A 26,271-nucleotide genomic window follows, 5' to 3' on the forward strand; every position below is an offset into this window, starting at 1 on the left:
GAATGAGTTCATTGTGGACTTCAGCGAATTCCTTAGAATCCCAAAACGATTTTAGTATGTATAGTTCTATATTTGTGTAAATACTTTTTCAATGCAATTAAACTTAACCCGACCTATCTGCTTTTTTGACCTCGAGACCACAGGTACCAATGTGGCCAAAGATAGGATCGTAGAGATTTCCATATTAAAGGTTTCCCCAGGCGGAAAGGAAGAAAAAACCACCTGGCTGGTAAATCCCGAAATGCCCATACCCGATGAAGCTTATCAGGTGCATGGTATTTCGAATGAAAAGGTGGCCCAAGCCCCGACTTTTAAAGAATTGGCCAAAGAGGTGCATGCTATGATCAAAGGTTGTGATCTTGGGGGGTATAATTCAGATCGTTTCGATATTCCTTTATTGGCGGAAGAAATGCTAAGGGCCGACGTAGATTTTGATATGAAACAGACCGTGTCGGTAGATGTGCAGACTATTTTCCATAAAATGGAGAAGCGTACCCTAGAAGCGGCCTATAAGTTTTATTGCGATAAAGATCTGACCGATGCCCACAGTGCCGAGGCCGATACCATTGCCACCTATGAGGTGCTGAAAAGCCAGCTCGATAGGTATCCGGAGTTGGAGAACGATATCAAAAAGTTATCTGAATTTACCATGAGGCGTAAATCGGCCGATTTCGCGGGGTTTATCGGCTATGATAAAGATGGCGATGAAATCATTACCTTTGGTAAACACAAGGGAAAAAAGGTGGCCGTAGTACTTGAACAAGAACCGGGATACTTCGGTTGGGTGTTAAATGCCGACTTTCCTTTGTATACGAAAAAGGTACTTACGCAGATAAAATTGAGGAAGCTTAACAATAAGTTGGCCTAATTTACGTACTAATATTCCGTTTGTTATGAAAATTATCTGCGTAGGAAGGAATTATGCGGCGCATATTGCCGAGTTGAACAATGAAAGGCCCACGGATCCCGTGATATTCATTAAGCCAGATTCGGCGGTATTGCCTAAAGAGCAAGATTTTTACATTCCGGAGTTTTCCCAAGACGTGCATTATGAAGTGGAGGTTTTGGTGAAAATAAAAAAGGTAGGAAAACACATCGATCAACGGTTCGCCCATAAGTATTACGATGAGGTAGGGCTGGGGATTGATTTTACCGCACGCGACCTACAGGCTAAATTAAAGGCCAAAGGGCTGCCTTGGGAAAAGGCCAAAGGTTTTGATGGGGCTGCCGTAATCGGTAAATGGGTTTCCAAAGATAAGTTTGCACATATGCAACAAATACCTTTTGTACTAAAAAAGAATGGAGAAACCGTGCAAGATGGCAATACCTCCCATATGTTATGGGGAGTAGATGAACTGGTTTCCTATGTGTCGACTTTTTTTATGCTGAAAAAAGGCGATGTGATTTTTACAGGTACCCCGGCCGGTGTTGGGCCTATAGTAAATGGCGATACTTTGACCGGGTTTTTAGATGAAGAAGAAATGTTTACCATAAATATAAAATAATGATCTACAGTTTAGATAAGATTAATGAAATGGCAGAAGGAGATCAAGATTTTGTAGAGTCCGTTATCAGTGTGTTCCTGGAAGAGGTGCCCACGGATTTGGAAGGCTTGGAAAATGCCTTGGACCAAAATGATTTCATAGAAGCCTATAAATTGGCCCATAAAATAAAACCGAATGTAGACCTTTTGGGTATGGAAGAAGCTCGAAAAGCGGCTTTAGAGATTGAAACCTTAGGTAAAAACAACGGTGATAAAGATCGTATAATGGCCATGTTTCCCATTTTAAAAAATGATGTACAGCAGGCCATTCAAGAACTCACGGCCGATTTTGATCTTTAAATGAAAGCCGAGATCATAGCCATTGGCGATGAGATCCTAATTGGTCAGGTAACCGATACCAATTCGGGCTTTATCGCCCGTGAATTGAACCAGGTCGGGGTGGCCGTAGGGCATATCAATGCCATTTCCGACGGCAGGCAAGAAATTTTAGACGCCATTCGATTAGCCGCCACCAGAGCGCAATTGGTAATCCTGACCGGAGGCTTGGGCCCCACCAAAGACGACATCACCAAACAGACCCTTTGTGATTATTTTGATGATCATTTGGTAATGGACGAATCGGTTTTGGCGCATGTAACCGACTTGTTCGAAAGGTTTGGTAGGCCCATGTTAGAGGTTAACCGCCAGCAGGCTATGGTACCTTCCCGTGCCCAAGTATTGCACAACCCCAACGGCACCGCACCCGGTACTTGGCAAGAAAAAAACGGAGTGGTTTTCGTTTCCCTGCCTGGGGTGCCTTATGAAATGAAGCATTTGATTAAAGCAGTTGTATTACCTAAAGTGGTCGAACAATTCGAGAGACCTTATATTTTACATCGCACATTGGTGTCTTATGGTGTGGGTGAGAGCTTTTTGGCCGAAAAAATTGAAGCTTGGGAAGATGCTTTGCCAGAAAACATCAAGTTGGCCTATTTGTCTAATTTAGGTAAGGTGCGTTTGCGTCTTTCGGCTATCGGGTCCCATAAGGCGGAATTGGAGGCACAGGTAGAGCAACAAATCGATGCCTTGTATCGATTATTGGAGGGCATAACCTTGGCCGAAGAAGATTCTGATCTCGAATTGAGTATCCAAAAACTGTTTGTAAAGCGTGGTTTTACCCTAGCTACGGCCGAAAGTTTTACAGGTGGTGGCTTGGCCCAAGCCATAACCACTATCCCTGGGGCATCTGCCTATTATAAAGGAACCGTTGTGGCCTATGCCACGGAGTTAAAAGAGCAGTTGTTGGGCGTGCCGGCATCTTTGATAAAAACACATTCGGTGGTCAGTGTCCCTGTCGCCGAAGCCATGGCCCTTGGTGTTCAACAAGCCCTTGGGGCCGATTTCGCTATAGCTACTACGGGCAATGCGGGCCCTTCAAAAGGAGACTCTGACGAGGCCGTAGGTACGGTTTGCATTGCCATAGCCACGCCAAAAGGGGTGAAGGGGCATCAGTTTCAAATGGGTAAGAACCGTACCCGCGTAGTGGCCAAAAGCCTGAACAAAGCCTTCGAATTGCTTTACCAAGAAATTTTAAATTTCTAAGAAAGTTTGTTTGTAGGTGAAACAAAAAAGATATAAATTTGCAGCCTGTTTGAAAATACGCAAAAGATAGTCGGATGTCAAAAGTATGTGAAATTACGGGAAAGAAGGCGATGGTTGGTAACAACGTGTCCTTCTCTATCAATAAAACCAAGAGAAGGTTCAACGTTAACTTGACCAAGAAACGTTTCTATATTCCTGAGGAAGATCGCTGGGTGACCTTAAAGTTGTCTGCCCGCGCATTGAAAACTATCAATAAAAAAGGTATTGCCGCCGTGCTTAAGGAAGCTCAAGCACAAGGGTTGGTAAAATAATCCGATTAAATAGAAGAAGATGGCAAAGAAAGGTAATAGGGTACAGGTAATCTTAGAGTGTACAGAGCATAAGCAGTCTGGTATGCCAGGAACTTCCCGTTATATCACGACCAAGAACAAAAAGAATACGCCAGATCGTTTGGAGATTAAAAAATTCAATCCGATCCTAAAACGTATGACCGTACATAAAGAAATAAAATAAGTATAAGCCATGGCAAAGAAAACGGTAGCAAGTTTACAGAGTAGTTCGAAAAGGTTGACCAAAGCCATTAAAATGGTTAAGTCACCTAAGACCGGAGCTTACACCTTTGTTGAGTCGGTAATGGCTCCAGAGCATGTAAAAGATTGGTTGGCAAGCAAATAGTGTCCGACTTCATAATAGAATAAAGCCTCCTGTGTCAGGGGGCTTTTTTTGTGGCCTTTTCTTTTTGGCTGTTTCTGGCCATTGCCTAAGCCAAAAGCCCATGTTTACTAGTCTGAGTTTGTTATCTTTGACTGTTAAAAGTGGTGTGGGCCTTTTCGTAGATGTAGTCTATTAAGTTAATTAGGTTGGTTTCCGCTGCCAGACTAAGGCCAAAATGGCTGTTAAATTATAGTGTGCACATGAGTTTATTCAAAAATATATTCTCCTCCAAAAAAAAGGAGACCCTCGATAAAGGTTTGGAGAAGTCCAAAACTTCCTTCTTTTCCAAATTAGGTAAGGCTGTGGCGGGTAAGGCCAAGGTCGATGACGATGTGTTGGATAGTTTGGAAGAAATCTTGGTAACCTCCGATGTGGGGGTAGATACCACCTTAAAGATCATCGATCGTATCGAAGATCGCGTAGCACGCGACAAATACCTGGGTACCGAAGAATTGAATACCATTCTTCGCGAAGAAATTGCTGGCTTGTTATCAGAAACCAATACAGGGGAGGCTACCGATTTCGAAATCCCGACCAATAAGAAACCGTATGTGCTTATGGTGGTAGGGGTTAACGGTGTAGGTAAGACCACAACTATTGGTAAATTGGCCCATCAGTTCAGTAATAAGGGGTTAAAAGTGGTTTTGGGTGCTGCCGATACCTTTAGGGCGGCGGCTATAGACCAGCTTCAAGTGTGGGCTGATCGTACCAATGTGCCGATCATAAAACAAAAAATGGGGAGTGATCCTGCTTCCGTGGCCTTCGATACCTTAAGTGCTGCGGTAAACCAAAATGCCGATGTAGTAATCATCGATACGGCAGGGCGATTACATAATAAGGTGAACCTTATGAACGAATTGTCTAAGGTAAAGCGCGTAATGCAAAAGGTGGTAGGCGATGCGCCCCACGATGTGCTCTTGGTGCTCGATGGGTCTACGGGCCAAAATGCCTTTGAGCAGGCCAAGCAGTTTACCAAGGCCACCGAAGTCACTTCCTTGGCGGTTACCAAATTAGATGGTACGGCCAAAGGCGGGGTAGTTATCGGTATCTCGGATCAATTTCAGATTCCGGTTAAATATATTGGGGTAGGTGAAGGTATCGATGATCTTCAGGTGTTCAACAAATACGAATTCGTAGACTCTTTCTTTAAAATGTAATGCTAAAGGTTGTTGGTTTTTGGGTCTGTTTTACGGTTTTTTGGGCCGTAAGCGGTCAAATGCCGCACCCTAAGGCCAGTCCGCCTGCAACGGTGGTACAAACCGTAGGTTTTACCCAGATTAAAGTGGTGTATTCAAGACCTTCGGCTAATGGACGTCCAATTTTTGGTGGCCTTGTGCCATACGGCCGTATTTGGCGGGTGGGTGCCAACGAATCTACCAAATTCACCATTGATCAAGATGTAAAGCTTGCTGGGCACGATTTGAAAAAAGGCACTTATGTGCTCTATGCTTTTCCCGAAGAAAAAGAATGGGAGATTGTGGTACACGCTAATCTTACCCATTGGGGAGACGGTCGCGATAACTATAATTCCGATGAAGATGTTTTTCGATGTACCGTTACCCCTCAAGTTGTTTCCGATTATCAAGAAACCTTCGAAATTTCTTTTGATAACTTAACCCATGATTCGGCTTTTATGGTTTGGCGTTGGGCGCATACTAAAATCGAGATTCCTATTGAGGTAGCGACCCTTAAGCAAATGTTAACTGTTATAGAATCGAATTTGTCGGGTAAACCTACCGCCCAAAGTTATTACGAAGCGGCTAGATATTTTCAGGAACAACAAGTTCAATTAGAAAGGGCTTTGGTCTATGTAAATAGGGCCTTGGAAATGGGTGGGGATACTTACTACTATCATCGGGTAAAATCCTTGATTTTGGCTGATTTAGGCGATTTCCGAGAAGCAGTGTCGTCAGCAAAAACTTCTTTACAATTGGCTGATATACAAGGCAAGGATGAATTCGTTCGTATGAATCTCGCGAATATTGAAAAATGGAAAACCAAATGGTAGGTTTGTATGGAAATGCCCGCTTTTTTTTGCATCTTTGACAAGTAAAAGGGTATTTGCCCACTTCAATAAAAGAGACCAACAAACCAGTGTTACCATGAAAAAAACCTATGCACTCCTTTTAGGGTTATTCTGTTTAATAGGGTATGCCCAAGACAAGCCTGCTGCCGATAACGCTGCCGAGGTGGCCAAAAAATTGGCAAATCCGGTAAGTTCCATGATTAGTGTACCTTTTCAGTTTAATTTGGATGTTAGCATTGGTTCGGCCAACGGATATCGTATGACAACGAATTTTCAACCGGTGGTCCCTGTTAGTTTTAATGAGAAGTTAAACCTTATTACCCGGGTGGTCTTGCCAATTATGGCGGAAGAAGATGTAATGCTTACTGGCAAACATTTTGGTTTGGGAGATGCTGTAATCAGTGGCTTCTTTTCACCTAAAGAAAGTAAGGTTACTTGGGGTATAGGTCCTGCTCTATTGGTGCCAACCGCAACCGAAAGTATTTTCGGTACAGGTAAGTTTGGGGTTGGGCCCACCGCTGTAGCTTTGGTTCAAAAAAATGGGTTTACCTACGGCGCTTTGGTCAACCAAATTTGGTCGGTGGCCGGAAATTCGGATAGGGGAGATGTGAATCAGATGTTTTTGCAGCCCTTTTTTGCCTACAACTGGCCTACCGGTGCGGGAATTACCCTGAATATGGAAATGATCCAAAATTGGAAATACGATCGATTTACCGGTTATTTTAACCCGGTTGGCACCATGGTGGGTAAGTTTGGTAAACAGACGGTTTCCTTTGCTATTGGGCCTAGAATACCACTCAACGGTCAAACTTTGGGTGATTGGGGCGTTAGATCTGCGATTACCTTCGTTTTTCCGAAGTAAAACTTCAGGCCTGGGCTCTTTGATTATTTCAATTCCATTTTCGTTGGAGTACGGGCTTCTCGTATAGTTGTCTTATTTTTGCCGTCCTAAAAGGAACGGTATGCGTACGAAATCGCTGAAAAAGAACACTATAAACGTAGTTACCTTGGGCTGCTCTAAAAACCTCTACGATTCTGAGGTGCTCATGGGGCAATTGAAGGCCAATGGTAAGGAAGTAGTGCATGAAGCTGAAGGAAATGTTGTGGTAATCAATACCTGTGGTTTTATTGATAATGCCAAGGAAGAAAGTGTAAATACTATTCTCGAGTACGTAAAACAAAAAGAAGAGGGGGCGGTCGATAAAGTTTTCGTTACCGGATGCTTGAGTGAACGCTATAAGCCCGATCTACAAAAAGAGATACCCGATGTAGATTCTTATTTTGGTACTACCGAGCTTCCCAACCTACTTAAGGCCCTAGGGGCCGATTATAAACATGAATTGATTGGTGAGCGTTTAACCACCACCCCAAAAAACTATGCTTACCTTAAAATAGCCGAGGGTTGTGATCGACCCTGTTCTTTCTGTGCCATTCCCTTAATGCGGGGCAAGCATAAAAGTACCGCTATAGAAGATTTGGTTACCGAGGCCACTAAATTGGCGGCCGATGGGGTTAAAGAACTGATACTAATTGCCCAAGATCTTACCTATTATGGTCTTGATCTGTATAAAAAGAGGGCCTTGGCCGATCTGTTAAGGGCGCTGGTCAAAATTGATGGCGTGGAATGGATTCGTTTGCATTATGCCTTTCCGACAGGTTTCCCGAAAGATGTACTTCAGGTAATGAAAGAAGAGCCGAAAATTTGCAATTACCTCGATATACCCCTTCAGCATATTTCCGACCCTATACTAAAAAGTATGAAGCGGGGTACTACCCAAGCCAAAACCACCGCCTTGATCCAAGATTTTAGGGCGGCCGTTCCCGAAATGGCTATCCGTACTACCCTAATTGTAGGTTATCCCGGAGAGACCGAAGCCGATTTTGAAACCTTAAAAAACTGGGTTGCCGAAATGCGTTTTGAACGTTTGGGGTGTTTTACCTATTCGCACGAAGAGAATACCGCGGCCTATGATTTGGAAGATAATGTGCCCGAGGAGGTAAAACAACAAAGGGCCAACGAGATTATGGATATCCAGTCTACGATTTCTTGGGAACTAAACCAAGAAAAAATCGGTCAGGTATTGCGATGTGTTATTGATCGTAAAGAAGGAAACCATTTTATTGGTCGATCCGAATTCGATTCCCCCGATGTAGATAACGAAGTGCTCTTAGATGCTACCCAGCAATACCTAAAGGTGGGCGAATTCGTAAACGTTAAAATAACGGAAGCTACCGATTTTGATCTGTATGGCGAAGTGGTCCCATAATGTATTCGTATTATTGGGGCTTTGTCGTTTAGGCCTATGTTAGCCTTAAAACCAAGGGTTACCTCACGGTCAATGGTAAAGATTCGTTAAAATCGGGTTGAAAAAATTAAATTTTAGCATCTTGCAAGTATACCCATCTTGAACATACCCTATGACTACTAGGAAAAAGTTATACTTCTTTCTTATTTTCCCTGTTTTTATGGCCTCTTGTGGGCTGTTTCAAAAACAAGATCCCGAAGACGGTGCCGTGGCCCGGGTAGGTGCTGCCTATCTACATAAAAACGAATTGGCCAAAATGATGGGGAACAGCCCACAGAACAAGGCCGATAGTATCGCGGTAGCAACCCATTTGATCAATACTTGGGCGGCAAAGCAGCTACTGTTAGATAAGGCTAAAATAAACTTGCCCGAAGAAAAACTGGCCGAGTTCGAAGCTTTGGTTGCCGAATATCGAATGGATTTATACACTAGGGCCTATTTAGAGGCTTTGGTAGATCAGCATCCGGATACCTTATTGTCCGAAGAGGCTATTGCGGGTTATTACCAGAAAGAGCAGAATCACTTTGTGCTAAAAGAGAAATTGCTAAAACTCCGATTTGTTTTCTTGCCTGAAGATTTTCAGGATCAAGAGGCGGTGGCTACAAGTCTTAAGCGGTTCCAAGCTTCTGATAAGGCGTATTTAGATTCCTTGTCGGTACATTTTAAGAAATACAATTTCAACGACTCCATTTGGGTGCAATCGGTTAAGGTGTTTCAAGAGATACCGGTTTTAGGTCCGGATGAGGCCGAAAAGTATTTAAAGAATTCACAATTTTTTGAATTGAAGGACTCCTTAGGGGTATATTTGGGCCAAGTTACCGAGGTGTTGGAGGTTAACGATATGGCGCCCTTGGAATTTGTTAGACCTACCATACAACAGGTACTACGAAATAGAAAAAAAATGGATAAGTCCCGTAGCATAGAAACGGAACTCATAGATGAAGCAGTTAAAAACAAAGAATTTGAGATATATGGACAAGATCGTTAAGTGGTTGTTTACCGCAGTATGTTTTCTGGTAGTGGCAGAATCGTACGCCCAGGATACGGTTATGGCCGATTCTGTTGAACAGAAAGCGAAACCTGCGAAAAACAGGATCAAACTCGATGGTTTTGCCGCCGTAGTTGGCGATTACCTAATTTTGGATTCCGATATAGAAAAAACCCTGATAGATTTAAAAAACCAAGGGGTTTCGGGTGAAGACGTTACCCATTGCGGGCTCTTGTCCAAACTCATGGAAGACCGTTTATATGCGCATCAGGCCGTACAAGATTCCATCTTGATTCCCGATGATCAGATCCATGCCCAGAGCGACAGGCAAATACAAGGTTTGGTGTCTCAGATTGGTTCTATGGACAAGCTGCTTAAATTCTATAAAAAAGAAAGTGAGCAAGCCTTCCGTCAAGAATTGTATAAAATCAATAAGCTACGGATGCTTTCCGAAAGAATGAAGGCCAAGATCGTAGAGGGTATAGAAATTACCCCAGAAGAGGTAAGGCAGTTCTTTAATAAAATCCCAGCTGACGAAAGACCAGTAATCGGGGCCGAGCTAGAAATCGCCCAAATCGTAAAGAAACCTAAGGTTTCCGATGAAGAGAAGCAAAAGGTTATCGATAAGTTGAACACCATTAAAGCCGATGTAGAAGACAATGGGGCTAGTTTTAATGTAAAGGCTATCTTGTATTCCCAGGATCCTGGGTCTAAATCGCAAGGCGGATTTTACAGTATGAGCAGGGAAACCCCTTTTGTAAAAGAGTTTAAGGATGTGGCCTTTGCCCTTCAAGAAGGTGAGATATCAGACCCATTTGAGACTATTTTTGGTTATCATATTATCCTTTTGGAAAAAATCAGGGGCCAAGAGCGGGATTTAAGGCATATTATAATCTCTCCTGAAGTTCCGAAGGAAGCTATGAACAAGGCCAAAGAAGAATTGGATACCATTCGTAAACACATTATGGAGGGTAAATACACCTTTGCCGACGCCGCCCGTAACTTTTCCGATCAAAAAGAGACCAAATTCGATGGGGGACAATTACGTAATCCGCAAACCCAGGGCTCTAAGTTCGAAATGACCAATTTGGATCCTGTGCTATATAACCAGGTACGGAATTTAAAGGATAATGAAATCTCGCATCCTATTTTGGAAAAAGGGGAGCGCGGTGGCCCGCCTACCTATAAAATAATGCAGATTACCAACCGCTACGACGAGCATAAGGCCAATTTTGCCCAAGATTATATGAAGATACAAGAGTTGGCCTTACGAGAAAAACAACTCAAGGTTATTGAAGATTGGATTGCCGAACATGTCGAAGAAACTTATATTAGCGTTAGTGATGCGAATAAAGATTGTGAATTCGCCAATAACTGGTTAAAACAATAATATATGTCCGACGTAGCTGCCGTAAACGACCTTGTACAGAAACATAAGGCCTTAAAAGAAGAAATCGCTAAGGTAATCGTAGGTCAGCAAACGGTAGTAGAACAAATCTTACTGTCGGTCTATACAGGGGGGCACTCTCTTTTGGTCGGGGTGCCTGGTTTGGCCAAAACTTTAATGGTGCACACCATTTCGCAGGCCTTAGGTCTAGATTTTAAACGTATACAGTTTACCCCCGATCTTATGCCTTCCGATATTCTGGGTAGTGAGATATTGGATAAAGACCGGAACTTTAAGTTTATAAAAGGTCCTGTCTTTGCCAATATAATTTTGGCCGATGAGATCAACCGAACCCCACCCAAAACCCAAGCGGCCCTTTTAGAGGCCATGCAAGAACATTCGGTTACCGTGGCGGGCGTACGTTATGCCTTGCCCGAACCTTATTTTGTCTTGGCAACCCAAAATCCTATAGAGCAAGAAGGTACTTACCCCTTACCAGAGGCGCAGTTGGATCGCTTCATGTTCTCCATTGAATTAAAATACCCTTCCATAGCCGAAGAGGTGGAAGTGGTAAAAAGTACGACCTCCGATGCCAAAGTGAGTATTAACCCTTTGTACAATGCCGAGAGCTTGTTGGCCGTTCAGCATTTGATCCGCCGGGTGCCCGTGGCCGATGCCGTCGTGGAATACGCTGTAAACTTAGTGGCATCAACGCGACCTAATGGTCCCAAGGTTACCGATTTGGTTAAGGAATATGTAGATTGGGGTGCCGGACCAAGGGCTTCGCAAAACTTAGTATTGGGTGCTAAGGCCCATGCCGTGATACATGGTAAGTACTCGCCCGATATTGAAGATGTGCAAGCGGTTGCAGAGGGTATACTACGTCACAGGATCATTAAAAACTACAAAGCCGAGGCCGAGGGTATTTCCGAATCGGACCTGATCCAGAAACTACTATAACGGTTTCGTAAGGGCCATTTTTAGGAAAAAACCAGTTGCGAAAGCTATGGTTTTTCAGGGCCTATTTTGCGTTTTTCCAATTTATTTCGAATTCTATTTATAATTGTTAAAAATTGAGTAGGGCAAGGCCTTATAAATTTCACTGCACAAGGGGGTTTTAGTATTTTTGCCGCATTGCAAACTAAAAACCCAATTTAGGGTCATTGTTTTCCAAAACTTTGGCAATGGTCCTGTCCCAAACGATGCGAGTTTCAACCTTTGTACCTAGATTCACTAAAATTTGTCAAGGAATGAGGTTTAGCTTTCTAAGGGCCAGACTGGGTTTTCAATTTAATACCCTTTTTTCCGTATGAATTTGTATCAGGATTACATCAAGGAGATTGAATCACGTAAAGAACAGGGGCTTCATGCCAAGCCTATCGACGATGCCGCACTTTTGAGTGTCATCATCGATCAGATCAAAGATGCCGATAACGCCGATCGTGAAGATTCCCTCCGGTTTTTTATCTATAATACCCTGCCGGGAACAACCAGTGCCGCTGGTGTAAAAGCCAAGTTTTTAAAAGAGATTATTTTGGGTGAGGCCGTTTTGACCGAGATTTCACCGGAATTTGCTTTTGAGCAATTATCCCATATGAAAGGCGGGCCTTCTATTGAAGTGCTTTTAGATCTCGCCCTAGGCGACGATGCCGATATCGCCCAGCAGGCAGCGAAGGTGTTAAAAACCCAGGTGTTCTTGTATGAGGCCGATACCGATAGGTTAAAGACGGCTTACGAAAATGGAAGTGCCTTGGCCAAGGATATTATCGAAAGCTATGCCCAGGCCGAGTTTTTCACCAAATTACCTGAGGTTGAAGAGAAAATAGAAGTGGTAACCTATATCGCAGGAGTAGGTGATATCTCTACCGATTTGTTGTCGCCAGGTGCCGATGCACACTCACGTTCGGATCGTGAATTGCATGGCCAATCTATTTTTGAGCACAATAAGGAAATGCAAAAAGAGGTGTTGGCCCTTAAAGAACAGCATCCGGATAAGCGAATTATGCTTATCGCCGAAAAAGGAACCATGGGGGTGGGATCTTCCCGTATGTCGGGGGTTAACAACGTAGCCTTGTGGACCGGAATCCCATCGAGCCCTTATGTGCCTTTTATCAATATTGCCCCAGTAATTGCCGGTACTAATGGTATCGCCCCAATTTTCTTGACTACGGTCGGGGTAACCGGGGGTATCGGTATCGACTTGCAAAATTGGGTAAAGAAAAAAGATGAAGCCGGTAATACCATTATGGATGCCGATGGCGAACCAGTATTGGAACAGACCTATTCGGTAGCCACCGGAACCGTGCTTACCATCAATACCAAAGAAAAGAAACTATACCATGGCGATGTTGCCTTAAAGGATATCTCTACCGCCTTAACCCCACAGAAGGTTGAGTTTATTAAGGCGGGCGGATCCTATGCCGTGGTCTTTGGTAAAAAACTACAGACCTTTGCCTGTAAAACCTTGGGTATAGATGTGCCTCAGGTGTATGCTCCATCGAAAGAGATTTCGGTAGAAGGGCAAGGACTTACCGCGGTCGAAAAGATTTTCAATAAAAACGCCGTGGGCAATACCCCAGGTAAAACCCTACATGCCGGATCTAATACACGTGTAGAAGTAAACATCGTTGGATCTCAGGATACCACTGGTTTAATGACCTCCCAGGAATTGGAGATGATGGCCGCTACCATTATTTCGCCTATCGTAGATGGGGCTTACCAATCGGGTTGTCATACTGCATCGGTCTGGGACGATAAATCGAAAGCGAACATTCCGCGTTTGATGAAGTTCATGAACGATTTCGGACTTATTACCGCCCGTGACCCACAAGGCAACTATCACGCCATGACCGATGTGATCCATAAGGTACTTAACGATATCACCATAGACGATTGGGCGATAATCATTGGTGGTGATTCCCATACCCGTATGTCAAAAGGGGTAGCCTTTGGTGCCGATTCAGGAACCGTGGCCTTGGCCTTGGCTACCGGGGAGGCGACTATGCCTATACCACAGTCGGTTAAGGTGACCTTTAAAGGGGCTATGCGTTCGTATATGGACTTTAGGGATGTAGTACATGCCACCCAGCAGCAAATGTTGAAGCAGTTTGGGGGCGAAAATGTATTCCAAGGTAGGGTAATCGAAGTACATATCGGTACCTTGACCTCAGATCAGGCCTTTACCTTTACCGATTGGACCGCCGAAATGAAGGCCAAAGCCTCTATTTGTATTTCAGAAGACGAAACCTTGATTGAATCTTTGGAGATCGCACGTGATCGTATCGAGATTATGATCAAAAAAGGTATGGATAACGATAAACAAGTTCTTCAAGGCTTGGTAGACAAGGCCAATGCGAGGATTGCCGAAGTGAAATCAGGTGAAAAACCTGCCCTAAGGCCCGATGCCAATGCTGAATATTATGCCGAAGTGGTTATCGATCTAGACGAGATTGCCGAACCTATGATCGCCGATCCCGACGTACATAACGATGATGTTTCCAAGCGTTATACCCACGATACCATTCGTCCGTTGTCTTATTATGGAGGTACCAAGCAAGTAGATCTTGGCTTTGTAGGTTCTTGTATGGTGCACAAAGGCGATATGAAGATATTGGCCCAGATGCTTAAGAATATCGAAGCCCAGCAGGGAGAAGTCGTGTTTAAGGCTCCTTTGGTAGTTGCGCCACCAACTTATAATATCGTGGATGAGTTAAAGGCTGAAGGCGATTGGGAAGTATTGGAAAAATACTCAGGTTTCGTTTTTGATGACGATGCCCCAAAAGGTGCGGCACGTACCAAATATGAGAATATGCTGTACCTAGAGCGCCCCGGTTGTAACCTATGTATGGGTAACCAAGAGAAAGCCGAGCCTGGCGACACGGTAATGGCTACCTCTACCCGTTTGTTCCAAGGGCGTGTGGTGAAGGATACCGGAGAGAAAAAAGGTGAGTCCTTGTTGTCTTCAACTCCAGTTGTGGTGTTGTCTACCATTTTGGGTAGAACCCCGACTATGGAAGAATATGAGGCGGCCGTAGACGGTATTGTCTTAACCAAATTCAAACCTTCTGAAAAACAATTGGTCATGTAATTGGCCAATTCGAGTAAAATATGGGAAGCCCTGGTCATTGATCAGGGCTTTTTTTTGGCTTCATCTTAATGTATGGCGTTTAGGTCATAAGAAAGCCTAATGGAAGTATAAACTATATTTAATAGCAAGGGTATCTCCTGTATTACAATTGTTTGTAACTTGTTGGTATCAACGTATAACTTAAAAACAGCACCATGGCATTCGATATTGAAATGATTAAACAGGTGTATGCCCAAATGGGAACTCGGATTGATAAGGCCCGGGAGCTTTTGGGAAGACCCTTGACCCTTACCGAAAAAATTCTGTATGCCCATTTGTGGGATAAAACACCGAACACCGTGTATACGCGTGGCAAGGATTATGTAGACTTTGCCCCAGACCGCGTGGCTTGTCAAGATGCCACGGCACAAATGGCATTGCTACAGTTTATGCATGCGGGCAAGCCTAAGGTTGCCGTGCCTACAACCGTGCATTGCGATCATTTGATACAGGCCAAGGTAGATGCGGCCACCGATTTAAAACGAGCCAATGAAACCAGTAGCGAGGTTTTCAATTTCTTGGAATCGGTGTCCAATAAATATGGTATCGGCTTTTGGAAGCCCGGGGCCGGGATCATACATCAGGTGGTTTTGGAAAATTATGCCTTCCCGGGTGGGATGATGATCGGTACCGATTCGCATACCGTGAATGCAGGCGGATTGGGCATGTTGGCCATTGGGGTCGGCGGGGCCGATGCCGTAGATGTTATGGCCGGAATGGCCTGGGAGTTGAAGTTCCCAAAATTGATCGGAGTAAAACTGACCGGAAAGCTATCGGGTTGGACCGCCCCAAAGGATGTGATTCTCAAAGTAGCCGATATTTTAACCGTAAAAGGCGGTACCGGTGCCATTATCGAATATTTTGGAGAAGGCGCCCTGGCTATGTCCTGTACCGGAAAAGGTACTATTTGTAATATGGGGGCCGAGGTAGGGGCTACCACTTCTACTTTTGGTTATGACGATTCCATGGACCGATACCTTAGGGCCACCGACAGGGCCGACGTGGCAGATGCGGCCCTTGACGTAAAACAGCACTTGACAGCCGACCCAGAGGTGTACGCAGATCCCGGAAACTATTTCGACCAGGTGATTGAAATTGATTTAAGCACCTTGGAGCCCCATTTAAATGGACCTTTTACGCCAGATTTGGCCACGCCCATTTCTAAAATGTCCGAGGCGGCCAAAGCCAACGACTGGCCCTTGAACGTAGAAGTGGGGCTTATCGGCTCCTGTACCAATTCCTCTTACGAAGACATCTCCAGAGCGGCTTCGTTGGCCAAGCAAGTGGCCCAGAAAAACCTGACCACAAAATCGAAGTTTACCATAACCCCGGGCTCTGAACAAGTACGTTACACCATTGAACGGGATGGCTTGATCGATACGTTTAATGAAATCGGGGCCACGGTTTTTGCCAATGCTTGTGGGCCTTGTATCGGGATGTGGGATCGTTACGGCGATAAAGCCGCCAGTGGCCCCCGAAATACCATTGTGCATTCCTTTAACCGGAACTTTGCCAAACGGGCCGATGGTAACCCGAACACCCTGGCTTTTGTTGGATCGCCCGAATTGGTTACGGCCATTGCCATTGCTGGTCGGTTGGATTTTAATCCGGTAACCGATACGCTTATCAATAACGATGGACAGGAAGTGCGTTTAGAAGAGCCCAGGGGTTACGAGCTGCCTCCGGAGGGCTTTGCTGTTGAGGATGCAGGTTTTATGGCACCCGAGGCCGATGGAAGCCATGTGCAAGTGGTGGTGTCGCCCGATTCGCAGCGTTTGCAGTTGTTGGAGCCTTTTGTGCCGATTTCTTCGGCCAGTTTACAGGGCATGAAACTGCTGATCAAAGCCTTTGGCAAATGTACCACCGACCATATTTCCATGGCCGGGCCTTGGTTACGCTATAGGGGGCATTTAGATAATATTGCCAATAATACCCTGATTGGGGCCGTGAACGCTTTTAATAAGAAAACCAATTTTGTTAAAAATCAGCTTACAGGCGAATATGGGGGTGTACCCGATGTACAGCGGGCCTATAAGGCGGCCGGAATCAAAACACTGGTGGTGGGTGATCATAATTATGGCGAAGGTTCTTCCAGGGAACACGCGGCCATGCAGCCCAGGCATTTGGGTGTGGCAGCCGTTTTAGTGAAATCTTTTGCCCGTATTCACGAGACCAATCTGAAAAAGCAGGGTATGCTCGGACTCACCTTTGCCCAAGAATCCGATTACGATCTGATCCAAGAAGACGATACCTTTAATTTTATCGATATCGATGCTTTTGCACCAGGGAAACCTTTGACCATTGAGGTGGCACATAGTAACGGAGCCAAGGATACCATCTTGGCCAACCATACCTATAACGCCTCTCAGATTGAGTGGTTTAAAGAAGGTTCGGCCTTGAATGTGATCAAAAAAGAAAACGCATAGGTTTTAGAGCCTGTTTAAGTTTTATCCTTCAGTTTTGTTATGGCTCTTTTATCGCCACTTTTTGTTGTAAAAATACTCATTTGGCGCTGCCAAACTCCGTTTTTCACGCCTCAATTGGCAATAAAATGGTCTATAACAAATTCTAAAAACACAAATTAAACAGGCTCTTAAGCGTATTAAAAATCAGAAAAACTCCTGCCGTCTGGTAGGAGTTTTTTAGTTTTGAAACGAAGAATTCGAATGCCGTGAAGAAAAAGACCCTCCTCAATCTACTCCTGATACTTTTTGTGCTGTCCTTTTTTGTGACCCCCTTGGGGCGCTACGGTAAGCTCTTTTTAACCCAGCTGTTTGCTTTTGCCCCTACTGAAATCGCTAAGGAGCAACGGCAGCAGATTACCGATTATGATTGGCAGCTTAAAGATCCGGAATGGAACTTTTTTAATTTCGAGCGTTCTAAAGGTCAGGTGGTCGTTATCAATTTTTGGGCCTCTTGGCGCTTGCCTTCCGAGGTAGAATTACGCAGTTTGGAAAAGCTTTATAACGAATATGGCGACCGGGTCCACTTTTACTTTATAACCAATGAAGAGCGGGAGCCGGTCATCGAATTTATGGCAGAGAACGACTTTAGCTTCCCACTGACCTATTTGATTATAGGGGCCAAAATGCCTGTGGAAGCCAAGGAAGTACCTTCGTCTTATGTAATTGCCAAAAACGGGGATATCGTTGTTCATGAACTGGGTATTTCCGATTGGGACAACCCGGATACCCGTGATTTACTAAATCGATTACTGGCCCAATGATACGTATGACCCGTAAAAAATGGATCAATTTACTCTGGGTGCTGTTCATGGTGACGGTGTTATTTACCCCAGCGGGTTTTCATATTAAGGTTTTTGTTAACCGGCTGATTTCCTTCTCAGCTACTGAAGTGGCCGAAGCAGATCGGGAGACATTATCCGATTATCATTGGCCCTTGCAAACTATTGAAGGGAAACGGGTCAATTTAACTGATTTTAAAGGCGAAGTGGTCCTAATCAATGTTTGGGCTACTTGGTGTCCGCCCTGTGTGGCCGAGATGCCCAGTTTCCAAGAGTTGTACAATGCCTATGGTAATCGGGTACCCATGTTGTTCGTGGCCCATGATGAAAGGGAAAAGGTAGCACGCTTCTTGGGCAAAAAAGGGTATAAACTTCCCATATATTATGAGGCCGGACCAACTCCTACAGTATTGCAATCTACAAGTATACCCGTTACTTATGTTGTAGATAAGAAAGGCAGTATACGTGTTCGAAAAGTGGGGGCGGCTGATTGGAATAGTCAAAAAACGCGGACACTATTAGATAGCTTGCTGCAAGAGTAAGCATGGCTTTCCGGTTTTTTAGTTTTCTATCCCTTATGTCTTTGGGTTTTTGGCGATTAATTCGCATCTTCCGGGGGCAAACCAAAATCCAATAGAAATAATGAAGAAAAAAGGTATCGTACTTATGGCTTTTTTGGCCATTTTGGGAGTACAATGTAAGACCGAAAAAAAGGCAGAGGCTAAAGAGGAAGCCGCAACTGCCGAGACCACCCAAGAAACTTCCCAGGCCAATACCGATGGGTGGGTATCACTTACCGAGCCGGGTAGCTGGCGTGGTTATAATATGGAGAAACTACCCTCGAACTGGAAAATAGAAAATGGGGTAATCGAGTGTTTTGGGGAAGCCGGTGATGTTGGTGGCGATATTATTTCTACCGAACAATACGAGAGCTTTGAGCTGGAGCTGGAATGGAAGATCAGCAAAGCAGGAAATAGCGGCGTTTTTTATCATGTAGTAGAAGATACCAAATATCATTCACCTTACCAGACCGGAGCTGAGTATCAAGTATTGGACGATGTTGGTTTTCCCGATCCCATTGAAGATTGGCAGAAAACCGGGGCCAACTATGCCATGCATGTGGCCAACGACAAAAAAGTGCTGAAGCCGGTGGGGGAGTGGAACAGTACCCGTATTATCTTTAATAACGGTAAAGTGGAGCACTGGTTAAACGGGGCCAAAATCGTGGAATTCGATAAATATACAGACGATTGGAAAGAACGTCGCAATAGCGGAAAATGGGAAGATTTCCCAGATTACGGTAAAGCCAATTCGGGCTACCTTGGGTTGCAGGACCACGGTTCGGGCGTATGGTTCCGTAAGGTACGGGTACGTAGGTTGTAAAGTATTAAAATTTTCTGTCCGGAGAAAAGCCTTCCAAAGCCATGGAGGGCTTTTTTTCTGCGATAAGCTCACTAACCAATTTTCCGGTGGCGGGGCCTAAACTCCACCCCATCATGGCATGGCCGCTGGCTATGGTCAGGTTTTTGAACTTTTGGGTACGGCCTATATAGGGTAGTCCGTCGGGTGACACCGGGCGTAATCCGCATTGGGCGGCATCTATTTCGGCCTCGGTAATACTTAGGTCTTGGTAATAGGCACTAGCCGCTTTCGCGATACTTTCTACCCGTTTACGCATAATGTTATGGTTTATGCCAGAAAGCTCCATAGTACCGGCAAAACGGGTAAAACCGGCCATGGGGGTTACGGCCACCTTGGCATCCATTAAAATAGCAGGGATTTTTACGGCCGTAGGCCTGTTTAGGTTAATGCGATAGCCTTTGCCAGCCTGTATGGGTATGTTCAATCCTAATTTTTTGGCCAGTGGAAAACTCCAAGATCCTGCTGCCAAGACTACTTCATCGGCCGCATAGGCACCTTTGTTGGTGCTAATCCCTGTGATTTGGCTTCCGTTTACACTAAAATCTACAACTTCTTCCTCTTTTTTAATGGTTACCCCGGCTTGGATCAAAAAGTCCTTCAATTTGCCCATAAGTTGATCTGGGGTCGTGTGGGCGTCACATTCGTAGTGTACGGCCCCTTTTATGTCCGTCACCAAATTGGGTTGTAGTTGGTCTAATTGATTTCTATCTAGTAGGGCAACTTCCAAGCCTTCGGCAGCCGCACGGTCGGCTACTTCTTTCTCGTGTAGGCCTTCGGCTTCCGATTTGTACAGCATCAAAAGTCCTTTTTTCTCCAATTGGAATTCGCCCAAGTCTTTCGACTCCCAAAGTGCGGTATAGAGTTCTTTGCTTAGTAAGTTAATGTCCCGAATCAAAGGAATGGCGCGTTCTACATTGGCCTTAGTGGCCGACTTGTTAAAATGCCAACTCCACTTTATAAAATCCCAATCAAATCGGGGTTTCATATAAAAGGGACTACTGCTGTTAAACATGTATTTTATGCCTTGGGCCATCATGCCTGGCGCGGCCAAGGGTATAATATGACTAGGGGTCAAGTATCCGGCGTTAACGTAAGATGCGCCGCCATCCATTCCCGATTTATCCAATACGGTTACCTGATGTCCTTCCTGCTGCAAATAATAGGCGGTAGAAAGCCCTATAATGCCTCCGCCCACAACCAATACCTTCTTTGACATAGTTCAACTAAAAAAAAGTGGATTATCCTTCAAAATAACGAAATGTTACCGAGATTTAATACGGTTCTCGCCTTAGAAAATGGGTACAGGATAATATTGGATCAGAAGATGGGAATAGAGTGAAATAAAAAGACCATCCGAAGATGGCCTTGTGCCCACGACTGGATTCGAACCAGCACGTCCTTGCGAACACCACCCCCTCAAGATGGCGTGTCTACCAATTCCACCACGTGGGCTTGGAAAGCGGATAAATGTAAGCACACAAATATCCATAAACAAAAAAAGTTAAGCCTAAACTTAACTTTTTCGTGACTCGACTGGGGCTCGAACCCAGGACCCTCTCCTTAAAAGGGAGATGCTCTACCAACTGAGCTATCGAGTCGAATTTTGCGGTGACATATTTGTCGTTTGCGGGTGCAAATATAGCACCATTATTTGTTTAAACAAGGCCTTTTTAAATTTATTTCGATTTTTTTTGAGAAGCCGGCATTTTAATCCAATTTTACCTCATAACCCTTGGGAATGCCCTATGTATAGTGCTACGAGGCTTGTAGGTTTGTGCATTTGTTTGCCATTCAATTGGTTATAGGTAGGGTGTTGTACTGGGTTATCTTTACTTTGCTTAATAATCCCATATATCCGGACTTATAAAGCGCTAAATTTGCAATCTGTTTTTCGAATCCTAATTTTTTTATTGGGACGAAAAAATGAGTTCAACTAATAAAATTCGAGAATGAAAATCGTACTACTTGGCTATATGGGTTCTGGTAAATCTACCATTGGAAAAGCCTTGGCCCAATACCTGCAATGTGATTTTATGGATTTGGATGCCTATATCGAAACCGAGCAGGGTATGGCCATTGCCGAGTTGTTCAAAGCTAAAGGGGAAATCTTTTTTAGGCGCGAAGAAAGCCGTGCCCTTAAGGCCGTTTTGGCTCAAAATGATAGTCTAGTGCTCGCTTTGGGTGGTGGTACCCCTTGTTATGGAACCAATATGGACGATATTCTGGAACATGCCACTACCTCTGTGTATTTGGACATGTCCATTCCTGCCTTGGTCGAACGCCTTACCCATGAAAAAGCCCAACGCCCACTCATAGCCCATTTGGCAGACGAAGAATTAGGGGAGTTTATCGGGAAACATCTTTTTGAAAGAAGGCCTTTTTACAGAAAAGCCGCCCATATCATAAACTGCGACGACAAATCGGTGGCTGCAATCGTCAATGAAATTCGAAACCTACTCCAATAAGACTTTATCGTTACCTTCAGAAAATACCACTTCTACATGTTCGTGAAGTGATGTGGAAAGCGAAATGCCTTTAAAATCGGCCTTGACCGGATATTTTTTATGGTTACGATTCACTAAAACCGCGGTTTTCAGGCGTAGCAAAGGCACCTGTAAAAAATGATGGACCCCATAAATCAAAGTTGAACCCGAATTCAAGACGTCATCAACCAAGACAAGGGGTTTGTTGGTATAGGTCTCGGGGCTTAAATTGGTGGTAACCCCACTTTGTAACGGATTCTTTTTATCCATACTTACTTCCCCTAGGGTTATGGTGGCATCACTGATATCACTTAAGACCTTGGCCAATCGTTTCGCGAATTCCATACCACCACCGGTTATCCCGGCCAAGATTATTTCATCTTCCGAAACATTGGATTCCAGTATCTGATAGGCGATTCGTCTAATTTTATGCTGAATCTGTTGGTGGCTAAGAATGGTGTTTTCCATAACACAAATATAGTTTATAGTAAAAAGCGAATAGGGGTAAGAACTAAAAAGTTAAGCCGGGAACCGATTTTTCAGGCCAAGGAATTGAAGAGACTTGTTATTGTGGTAGCCCGTGCATTATAAAACCGCTTTAGTTGCGTTCTTATTCCGATTCGTCAGTATCGAGATAATCATCTATATCGCGGCGGTCTTTTTTGGTAGGCCTGCCCATGCCTTTTTTACGGTAATGCTCTTTGGCAAATTTGAGTAGGTCGGTATGGGCTGTGGCCTCTTTCGGGGTAGTGTCTTTTCTATATATGTCTACCAGTTTGGCCCCCACACGACTTTTAGGGATGTCCAACACCACCAGCTCATAATTGATTTGGTTTTTGCGAAGTATAATGGCATCGCCCACATATACCTCGCGTGAAGGTTTTATGATTTTACCATTGATTTTTACATGGCCTTTTTTACAGGCCTCGGTACCCATATTACGTGTCTTAAAATAGCGTAAACACCACAAAAACTTGTCAATTCGCATAAGAACCAAAATGTTTGTTAAGGTAGCTCACAAAAATAGTGGAAAATTGTATCTTGCCCGCTTAAAATCCGCCTAATGCGTGCGTTTTGGCCAAGGGTGGTAAATTAAAAAGATTGATGAGAAAGTTTTTTCTGTTAGCCACCTTGGTGCTTATTGTTATAGGGTCTTGTAAAAAAGATGATGATGGTATTGAGAGTATTCCCCCAAGGACATTGAGTGAGCAGGTAAATGTGGATAACGATAGTATAGTCGATTATTTAAGTACCCATTTTTATAATTATGAAGAATTCGAAAACCCACCTGCTGGATTCGATTACCGTATAAAAATCGGGAAGATCGAAGGGGCTAATGCCGATAAAAAACCTTTGATCGAGCAAGTGAAGACAAAAATAATCGCGTTGCGTTCCGATCAAATGGGTGCACCCGTTTCCGGAGATGAAGAGGTAGACCATAAACTCTACTACCTAGAAGCCTTGAAAGGGGAGGGTTTGGCACCTAAATTTAGTGATAGTGTCTATGTACGTTACGAAGGTAGTCTGTTAGATGGTCGTATTTTTGACGGGGCAACCGAGGTGCCTGTTTGGTTCAATGGTATTACCGTAGTACGCGGTATGGCGGCCTCCTTACCATTTTTTAATGCAGGGGTAAATCCGACCGGTAACCCCGATGGTACCTTTAATGTAGATGGTTATGGTGTAGGAATGATCATAATGCCTTCTGCATTGGGTTATTTTGGAGCATCGCAACCCGGGATTCCGGCCTATTCACCTTTGATTTTTAAATTGGATATGATGAGTGTGAACGAGGCTGATCATGATCGTGATGGTGTGCCTACTTGGCGTGAAGACCTGAATGGGAATGAATATGTACTGGACGACAATACGGATGAACAACGCGAACGTGACAGGCGAGCGGCTATCTTACCTGATTATATCGACCCCGATGACGATGGCGATTTAAAACCAACACGTACCGAGGTTACCGATATAGATAATAATGTGTTGTTCCCTTATCCTGATACCAATAACGACGGTACGCCTGATTATTTGGATTACGATATCCGTAGGGATCCCGAGGATAACTAAAACCTGCAGAAACCTAGCTGTTACTTCAATAACGACATTCTAGTGTTATTCTGGATTTGGGCCTAGTTTTGAGGTTGTTCGCCCTTTATACGAAACCTAATTGACTACGTTTAGGAAGCTGCCATTTTTAGGTTGTCATCAGAACTTGATGACAAGGATTTCACTCGGAAGTATTTCTCTTTTCTAAGGCTTGTATTTGCTTCTGCATTTGGTCGTTATAACCCCATTGGTTGTCTTTGTTGAATTGGATGGCTTTTTGGTAATTGGAAATAGCTTGTATACTGTCTTTTTGGGCTTGGTTGGTTTCTGCCAAACTTGCCCAAGAAACCCACCAGTCGGGGTTCGCTTCTGCGTTGATCTTAAATATGTTTAGGGCCTGGTCTAACTTCTTGGCATAAGTATAGGAGTTGCCCAGACTGTTTACATTCCATTTTAAGTTTTCAAAGTCGAATGTTGGGTTTTCCGTTTTTAGTTTTTGGAAAGTTTCGGTGGCCAAATCATATCGATCGTTTAGAATATGCTGCATTACACGCGATTCGAGGGTCGGTTTTTTCGATTTTAGGGCTGGTATTACCATGCGGGCAATATCATTTACGATGATATCGTAGGCAGGTATTTCATATCCGTTGGATAAAAGTATAATACTGGTGTCATGCTCCGGGAATATACGATATGCGGCCAAATTGCCGCCAGAAAATCCGTAGGAGTCTATTTGGTTAATGGGGGAGTTGCCCCAGCCATGGCGGAAATCGTCTTTTTGGTTCGAAAAAGAAAAAGGGGACCACATAAGTGATCTGTAGCGTTCTTCTAATAAGGTGTTATTCTTAAGTTGGCTATCCCAGGCAATGAATTTATCGAGGGTTATATTTAGACCGTTTCCGGCGTGTCCCCTGGTTCCGCTATTGTTGATGTCGTTTTCAAATGATTTGGTCTTTTCGTTATAATAATACCTTACGGCCCTATTCGGTAGGGTCTCTTTTGAGTTCGAAGAAAACAATACGCCCGATGTTGCCTGATTAAATTGGTTGTTTAGTATGTAGTCTTCAAATGCCATGCCTGTAATCCGTTCTATAATGCGACCGAGTAACCAATAATTGGTTTGGTTGTATGCAAATTGATGGCCAGCGGAAAATTCTAGGGTATCTTGGGACAGTTTATCTAGCAATTGGGCGTCCGATAGGTCGCTTTTGTACCGTATCATATCCGGAAGGCCAGAGGAATGGCTCAATAAGTGTTTGATCTTAATAGACTGCCAAGGCAAAGGTAGCTCGTCTAAGTATGCTGAAATGGGGTCTTCTAAATCTAGCTTTTGATTTTGTATAAGTTGGAATACCGCAGTGGCCGTGATCAGTTTTGTGGCCGAAAAAATTCGGAATAGGGTACTGTCGGTTACTGATGTAGGCGGATCTAAAGTGGCTTTGCCTAAATGATTTTTGTAGACCAGGCCATTGTTGTCGATTACCGCTAGGGCCAATCCGGGAATATTATGCATTTCCATGACTTGGGTCAGATAGGCATCTATTTCGGATTTTGGTAGTTCTGTTGGTTTTGTTCCCTTTTGTTGTTTACAGGAAAAACTCAATAACAAGAGTAGTGCAATGGCGAAATTTTTAGGCCCCATGGTAGAAGTGATTTTTCCTATAAAGACGATGTCCGGCTTGTTATGTGGCAAGCTCACAAGCGATAAACCGGAAACAAGGGCCAATAATAGCTGCCCAAAAAGATTTTTATGGATACAACCAATAAAAAAAAGCCACCCGAATCCGGATGGCTTTGCTTTACTATGTTTTTGCGGTCTACAATTTGTAAGACACGCTAAAAATTATCTGAGAAGGTCTTGAGTCGATTTTACCTGCTACCGTTTCACCGACAGTATCAGCGATGATATCGGCTTCGTTTTCAGAAAAACCACGCTCGTAACGTACATCGGCGCCTAATTTACCAAGACTAACACCTAAACCAACCTGAAAGCCCATACTGATTTCGTTTTCTACATCACGTAGTTCGAGGCCATCAACATCTAAATCATTATCCAAAATATATTGGAACGATGGGCCGGCGAATACTTCCAAGGGGCCAATCAGACCAATACCAGCCAAGACGGGTAGATCGATTTTTGAAACATTGTATTCTGCGTCAACTCCAGAATCACTATACTTACTCTTGGTGTTGGTGTACACCAATTCAGGCTTTACAAAAACAATAGGAAGGTCTAATTTGTAAAATACACCAATATGATACCCTATATCGTTCTCAGATTTAAAAATATCGTTGGCAGCATCTTCTACTTGAGAGACTAAATCCCCGTTTTTGGCATAGTTTAAGCCGCCCTTGATTCCGAATCCGGATTTAGACTGGGCCATGGCCACGGTAGAAACCAAGGCCAAAGCCATGGTAAACAGTACTTTTTTCATGTG

Annotated in this window: 26 protein-coding genes and 2 tRNA genes; 21 read left to right on the top strand and 7 right to left on the bottom strand. The window is 44.0% G+C overall.

Annotated features, from left to right (window positions below; all coding sequences use genetic code 11):
- The first annotated feature begins 91 nt into the window (after nt 1-91).
- The 19 genes from B7P33_RS17485 (at nt 92) to B7P33_RS17575 (ending at nt 19,259) form a co-directional block, all read left to right on the top strand.
- Nucleotides 92-868 (top strand): 3'-5' exonuclease, encoded by a 777-nt coding sequence (locus B7P33_RS17485; protein WP_097443499.1) that lies wholly within the window; start codon nt 92-94, stop codon nt 866-868.
- A 25-nt stretch (nt 869-893) separates the two neighbouring features.
- Nucleotides 894-1,505 (top strand): fumarylacetoacetate hydrolase family protein, encoded by a 612-nt coding sequence (locus B7P33_RS17490; RefSeq protein WP_097443500.1) that lies wholly within the window; start codon nt 894-896, stop codon nt 1,503-1,505.
- On the top strand, nt 1,505-1,843 hold the full coding sequence (locus B7P33_RS17495; RefSeq protein ID WP_097443501.1) for an Hpt domain-containing protein: 339 nt from the start codon (nt 1,505-1,507) through the stop codon (nt 1,841-1,843). The genes B7P33_RS17490 and B7P33_RS17495 overlap by 1 nt, the downstream gene beginning before the upstream one ends.
- A complete protein-coding gene (locus B7P33_RS17500) occupies nt 1,844-3,085 on the top strand; it encodes a competence/damage-inducible protein A (RefSeq protein WP_097443502.1) in 1,242 nt (413 codons plus the stop codon).
- Nucleotides 3,086-3,159: 74 nt separating this feature from the next.
- Complete coding sequence (gene rpmB, locus B7P33_RS17505; protein ID WP_097443503.1) at nt 3,160-3,396, top strand: 50S ribosomal protein L28; 237 nt, start codon at nt 3,160-3,162, stop codon at nt 3,394-3,396.
- 19 nt (nt 3,397-3,415) lie between these two features.
- The gene (rpmG, locus tag B7P33_RS17510; protein ID WP_097443504.1) at nt 3,416-3,598 is read left to right on the top strand and encodes a 50S ribosomal protein L33; all 183 of its coding nucleotides are present in this window, start codon (nt 3,416-3,418) and stop codon (nt 3,596-3,598) included.
- Between the two features lie 9 nt (nt 3,599-3,607).
- On the top strand, nt 3,608-3,760 hold the full coding sequence (locus B7P33_RS17515) for a DUF4295 domain-containing protein (protein ID WP_097443505.1): 153 nt from the start codon (nt 3,608-3,610) through the stop codon (nt 3,758-3,760).
- Nucleotides 3,761-3,999: 239 nt separating this feature from the next.
- Nucleotides 4,000-4,956 carry a signal recognition particle-docking protein FtsY gene (gene ftsY / locus B7P33_RS17520; RefSeq protein ID WP_097443506.1) on the top strand — a complete coding sequence of 319 codons (957 nt, stop codon included), beginning with the start codon at nt 4,000-4,002 and terminating at the stop codon, nt 4,954-4,956.
- Complete coding sequence (locus tag B7P33_RS17525; protein ID WP_097443507.1) at nt 4,956-5,807, top strand: DUF2911 domain-containing protein; 852 nt, start codon at nt 4,956-4,958, stop codon at nt 5,805-5,807. The genes ftsY and B7P33_RS17525 overlap by 1 nt, the downstream gene beginning before the upstream one ends.
- A gap of 94 nt (nt 5,808-5,901) precedes the next feature.
- Nucleotides 5,902-6,687, top strand: coding sequence for a transporter (locus B7P33_RS17530; RefSeq protein ID WP_141402507.1), 786 nt, complete (start codon nt 5,902-5,904; stop codon nt 6,685-6,687).
- A gap of 100 nt (nt 6,688-6,787) precedes the next feature.
- A complete protein-coding gene (gene rimO / locus B7P33_RS17535; RefSeq protein ID WP_097443509.1) occupies nt 6,788-8,092 on the top strand; it encodes a 30S ribosomal protein S12 methylthiotransferase RimO in 1,305 nt (434 codons plus the stop codon).
- Nucleotides 8,093-8,243: 151 nt separating this feature from the next.
- The gene (locus B7P33_RS17540) at nt 8,244-9,119 is read left to right on the top strand and encodes a peptidylprolyl isomerase (RefSeq protein ID WP_097443510.1); all 876 of its coding nucleotides are present in this window, start codon (nt 8,244-8,246) and stop codon (nt 9,117-9,119) included.
- The gene (locus B7P33_RS17545) at nt 9,103-10,509 is read left to right on the top strand and encodes a peptidylprolyl isomerase (RefSeq protein ID WP_097443511.1); all 1,407 of its coding nucleotides are present in this window, start codon (nt 9,103-9,105) and stop codon (nt 10,507-10,509) included. The genes B7P33_RS17540 and B7P33_RS17545 overlap by 17 nt, the downstream gene beginning before the upstream one ends.
- Nucleotides 10,510-10,512: 3 nt before the next feature.
- Nucleotides 10,513-11,466: an AAA family ATPase gene (locus tag B7P33_RS17550; protein ID WP_097443512.1), complete on the top strand. Its 954-nt coding sequence runs from the start codon at nt 10,513-10,515 to the stop codon at nt 11,464-11,466.
- A 349-nt stretch (nt 11,467-11,815) separates the two neighbouring features.
- Nucleotides 11,816-14,593 carry a bifunctional aconitate hydratase 2/2-methylisocitrate dehydratase gene (locus tag B7P33_RS17555; RefSeq protein ID WP_097443513.1) on the top strand — a complete coding sequence of 926 codons (2,778 nt, stop codon included), beginning with the start codon at nt 11,816-11,818 and terminating at the stop codon, nt 14,591-14,593.
- Between the two features lie 194 nt (nt 14,594-14,787).
- Nucleotides 14,788-17,058 (top strand): aconitate hydratase, encoded by a 2,271-nt coding sequence (locus B7P33_RS17560; RefSeq protein WP_097443514.1) that lies wholly within the window; start codon nt 14,788-14,790, stop codon nt 17,056-17,058.
- A gap of 245 nt (nt 17,059-17,303) precedes the next feature.
- Complete coding sequence (locus B7P33_RS17565; protein WP_097443515.1) at nt 17,304-17,858, top strand: TlpA family protein disulfide reductase; 555 nt, start codon at nt 17,304-17,306, stop codon at nt 17,856-17,858.
- Nucleotides 17,855-18,418 (top strand): TlpA family protein disulfide reductase, encoded by a 564-nt coding sequence (locus B7P33_RS17570; RefSeq protein ID WP_245871828.1) that lies wholly within the window; start codon nt 17,855-17,857, stop codon nt 18,416-18,418. The genes B7P33_RS17565 and B7P33_RS17570 overlap by 4 nt, the downstream gene beginning before the upstream one ends.
- 100 nt (nt 18,419-18,518) lie before the next feature.
- Nucleotides 18,519-19,259: a 3-keto-disaccharide hydrolase gene (locus tag B7P33_RS17575; protein ID WP_245871829.1), complete on the top strand. Its 741-nt coding sequence runs from the start codon at nt 18,519-18,521 to the stop codon at nt 19,257-19,259.
- 4 nt (nt 19,260-19,263) lie between these two features.
- Here the strand turns inward: B7P33_RS17575 and B7P33_RS17580 are convergent, their stop codons facing one another.
- From B7P33_RS17580 to B7P33_RS17590, 3 genes are all read right to left on the bottom strand, one after another.
- Nucleotides 19,264-20,514 (bottom strand): NAD(P)/FAD-dependent oxidoreductase, encoded by a 1,251-nt coding sequence (locus tag B7P33_RS17580; RefSeq protein ID WP_097443516.1) that lies wholly within the window; start codon nt 20,512-20,514, stop codon nt 19,264-19,266.
- A 152-nt stretch (nt 20,515-20,666) separates the two neighbouring features.
- A tRNA-Leu gene (locus tag B7P33_RS17585) sits at nt 20,667-20,750 on the bottom strand.
- A gap of 73 nt (nt 20,751-20,823) precedes the next feature.
- Nucleotides 20,824-20,896 (bottom strand) — tRNA-Lys (locus tag B7P33_RS17590).
- A 351-nt stretch (nt 20,897-21,247) separates the two neighbouring features.
- Here B7P33_RS17590 and B7P33_RS17595 point away from each other — a divergent pair.
- Nucleotides 21,248-21,763: a shikimate kinase gene (locus B7P33_RS17595; protein WP_097443517.1), complete on the top strand. Its 516-nt coding sequence runs from the start codon at nt 21,248-21,250 to the stop codon at nt 21,761-21,763.
- Here B7P33_RS17595 and B7P33_RS17600 read toward each other — a convergent pair.
- Together B7P33_RS17600 and B7P33_RS17605 are read right to left on the bottom strand one after the other, a co-directional pair.
- Nucleotides 21,752-22,249, bottom strand: coding sequence for a phosphoribosyltransferase family protein (locus B7P33_RS17600; RefSeq protein WP_097443518.1), 498 nt, complete (start codon nt 22,247-22,249; stop codon nt 21,752-21,754). The genes B7P33_RS17595 and B7P33_RS17600 overlap by 12 nt on opposite strands.
- 142 nt (nt 22,250-22,391) lie before the next feature.
- Nucleotides 22,392-22,769: an RNA-binding S4 domain-containing protein gene (locus B7P33_RS17605; protein ID WP_097443519.1), complete on the bottom strand. Its 378-nt coding sequence runs from the start codon at nt 22,767-22,769 to the stop codon at nt 22,392-22,394.
- Nucleotides 22,770-22,885: 116 nt separating this feature from the next.
- Between B7P33_RS17605 and B7P33_RS17610 the strand changes: the two genes are divergently transcribed.
- Nucleotides 22,886-23,854 carry an FKBP-type peptidyl-prolyl cis-trans isomerase gene (locus B7P33_RS17610; protein WP_097443520.1) on the top strand — a complete coding sequence of 323 codons (969 nt, stop codon included), beginning with the start codon at nt 22,886-22,888 and terminating at the stop codon, nt 23,852-23,854.
- A gap of 160 nt (nt 23,855-24,014) precedes the next feature.
- Here B7P33_RS17610 and B7P33_RS17615 read toward each other — a convergent pair whose 3' ends face one another.
- Nucleotides 24,015-25,475, bottom strand: a complete 1,461-nt coding sequence (locus B7P33_RS17615) for a serine hydrolase domain-containing protein (RefSeq protein WP_141402508.1) — start codon at nt 25,473-25,475, stop codon at nt 24,015-24,017.
- A 175-nt stretch (nt 25,476-25,650) separates the two neighbouring features.
- A complete protein-coding gene (locus B7P33_RS17620) occupies nt 25,651-26,268 on the bottom strand; it encodes an outer membrane beta-barrel protein (RefSeq protein WP_097443522.1) in 618 nt (205 codons plus the stop codon).
- Nucleotides 26,269-26,271 lie beyond the last annotated feature (3 nt).

This window comes from Sediminicola luteus (genome assembly GCF_002514735.1).
In the GTDB taxonomy this organism is placed as follows: Bacteria; Bacteroidota; Bacteroidia; order Flavobacteriales; family Flavobacteriaceae; genus HQA918.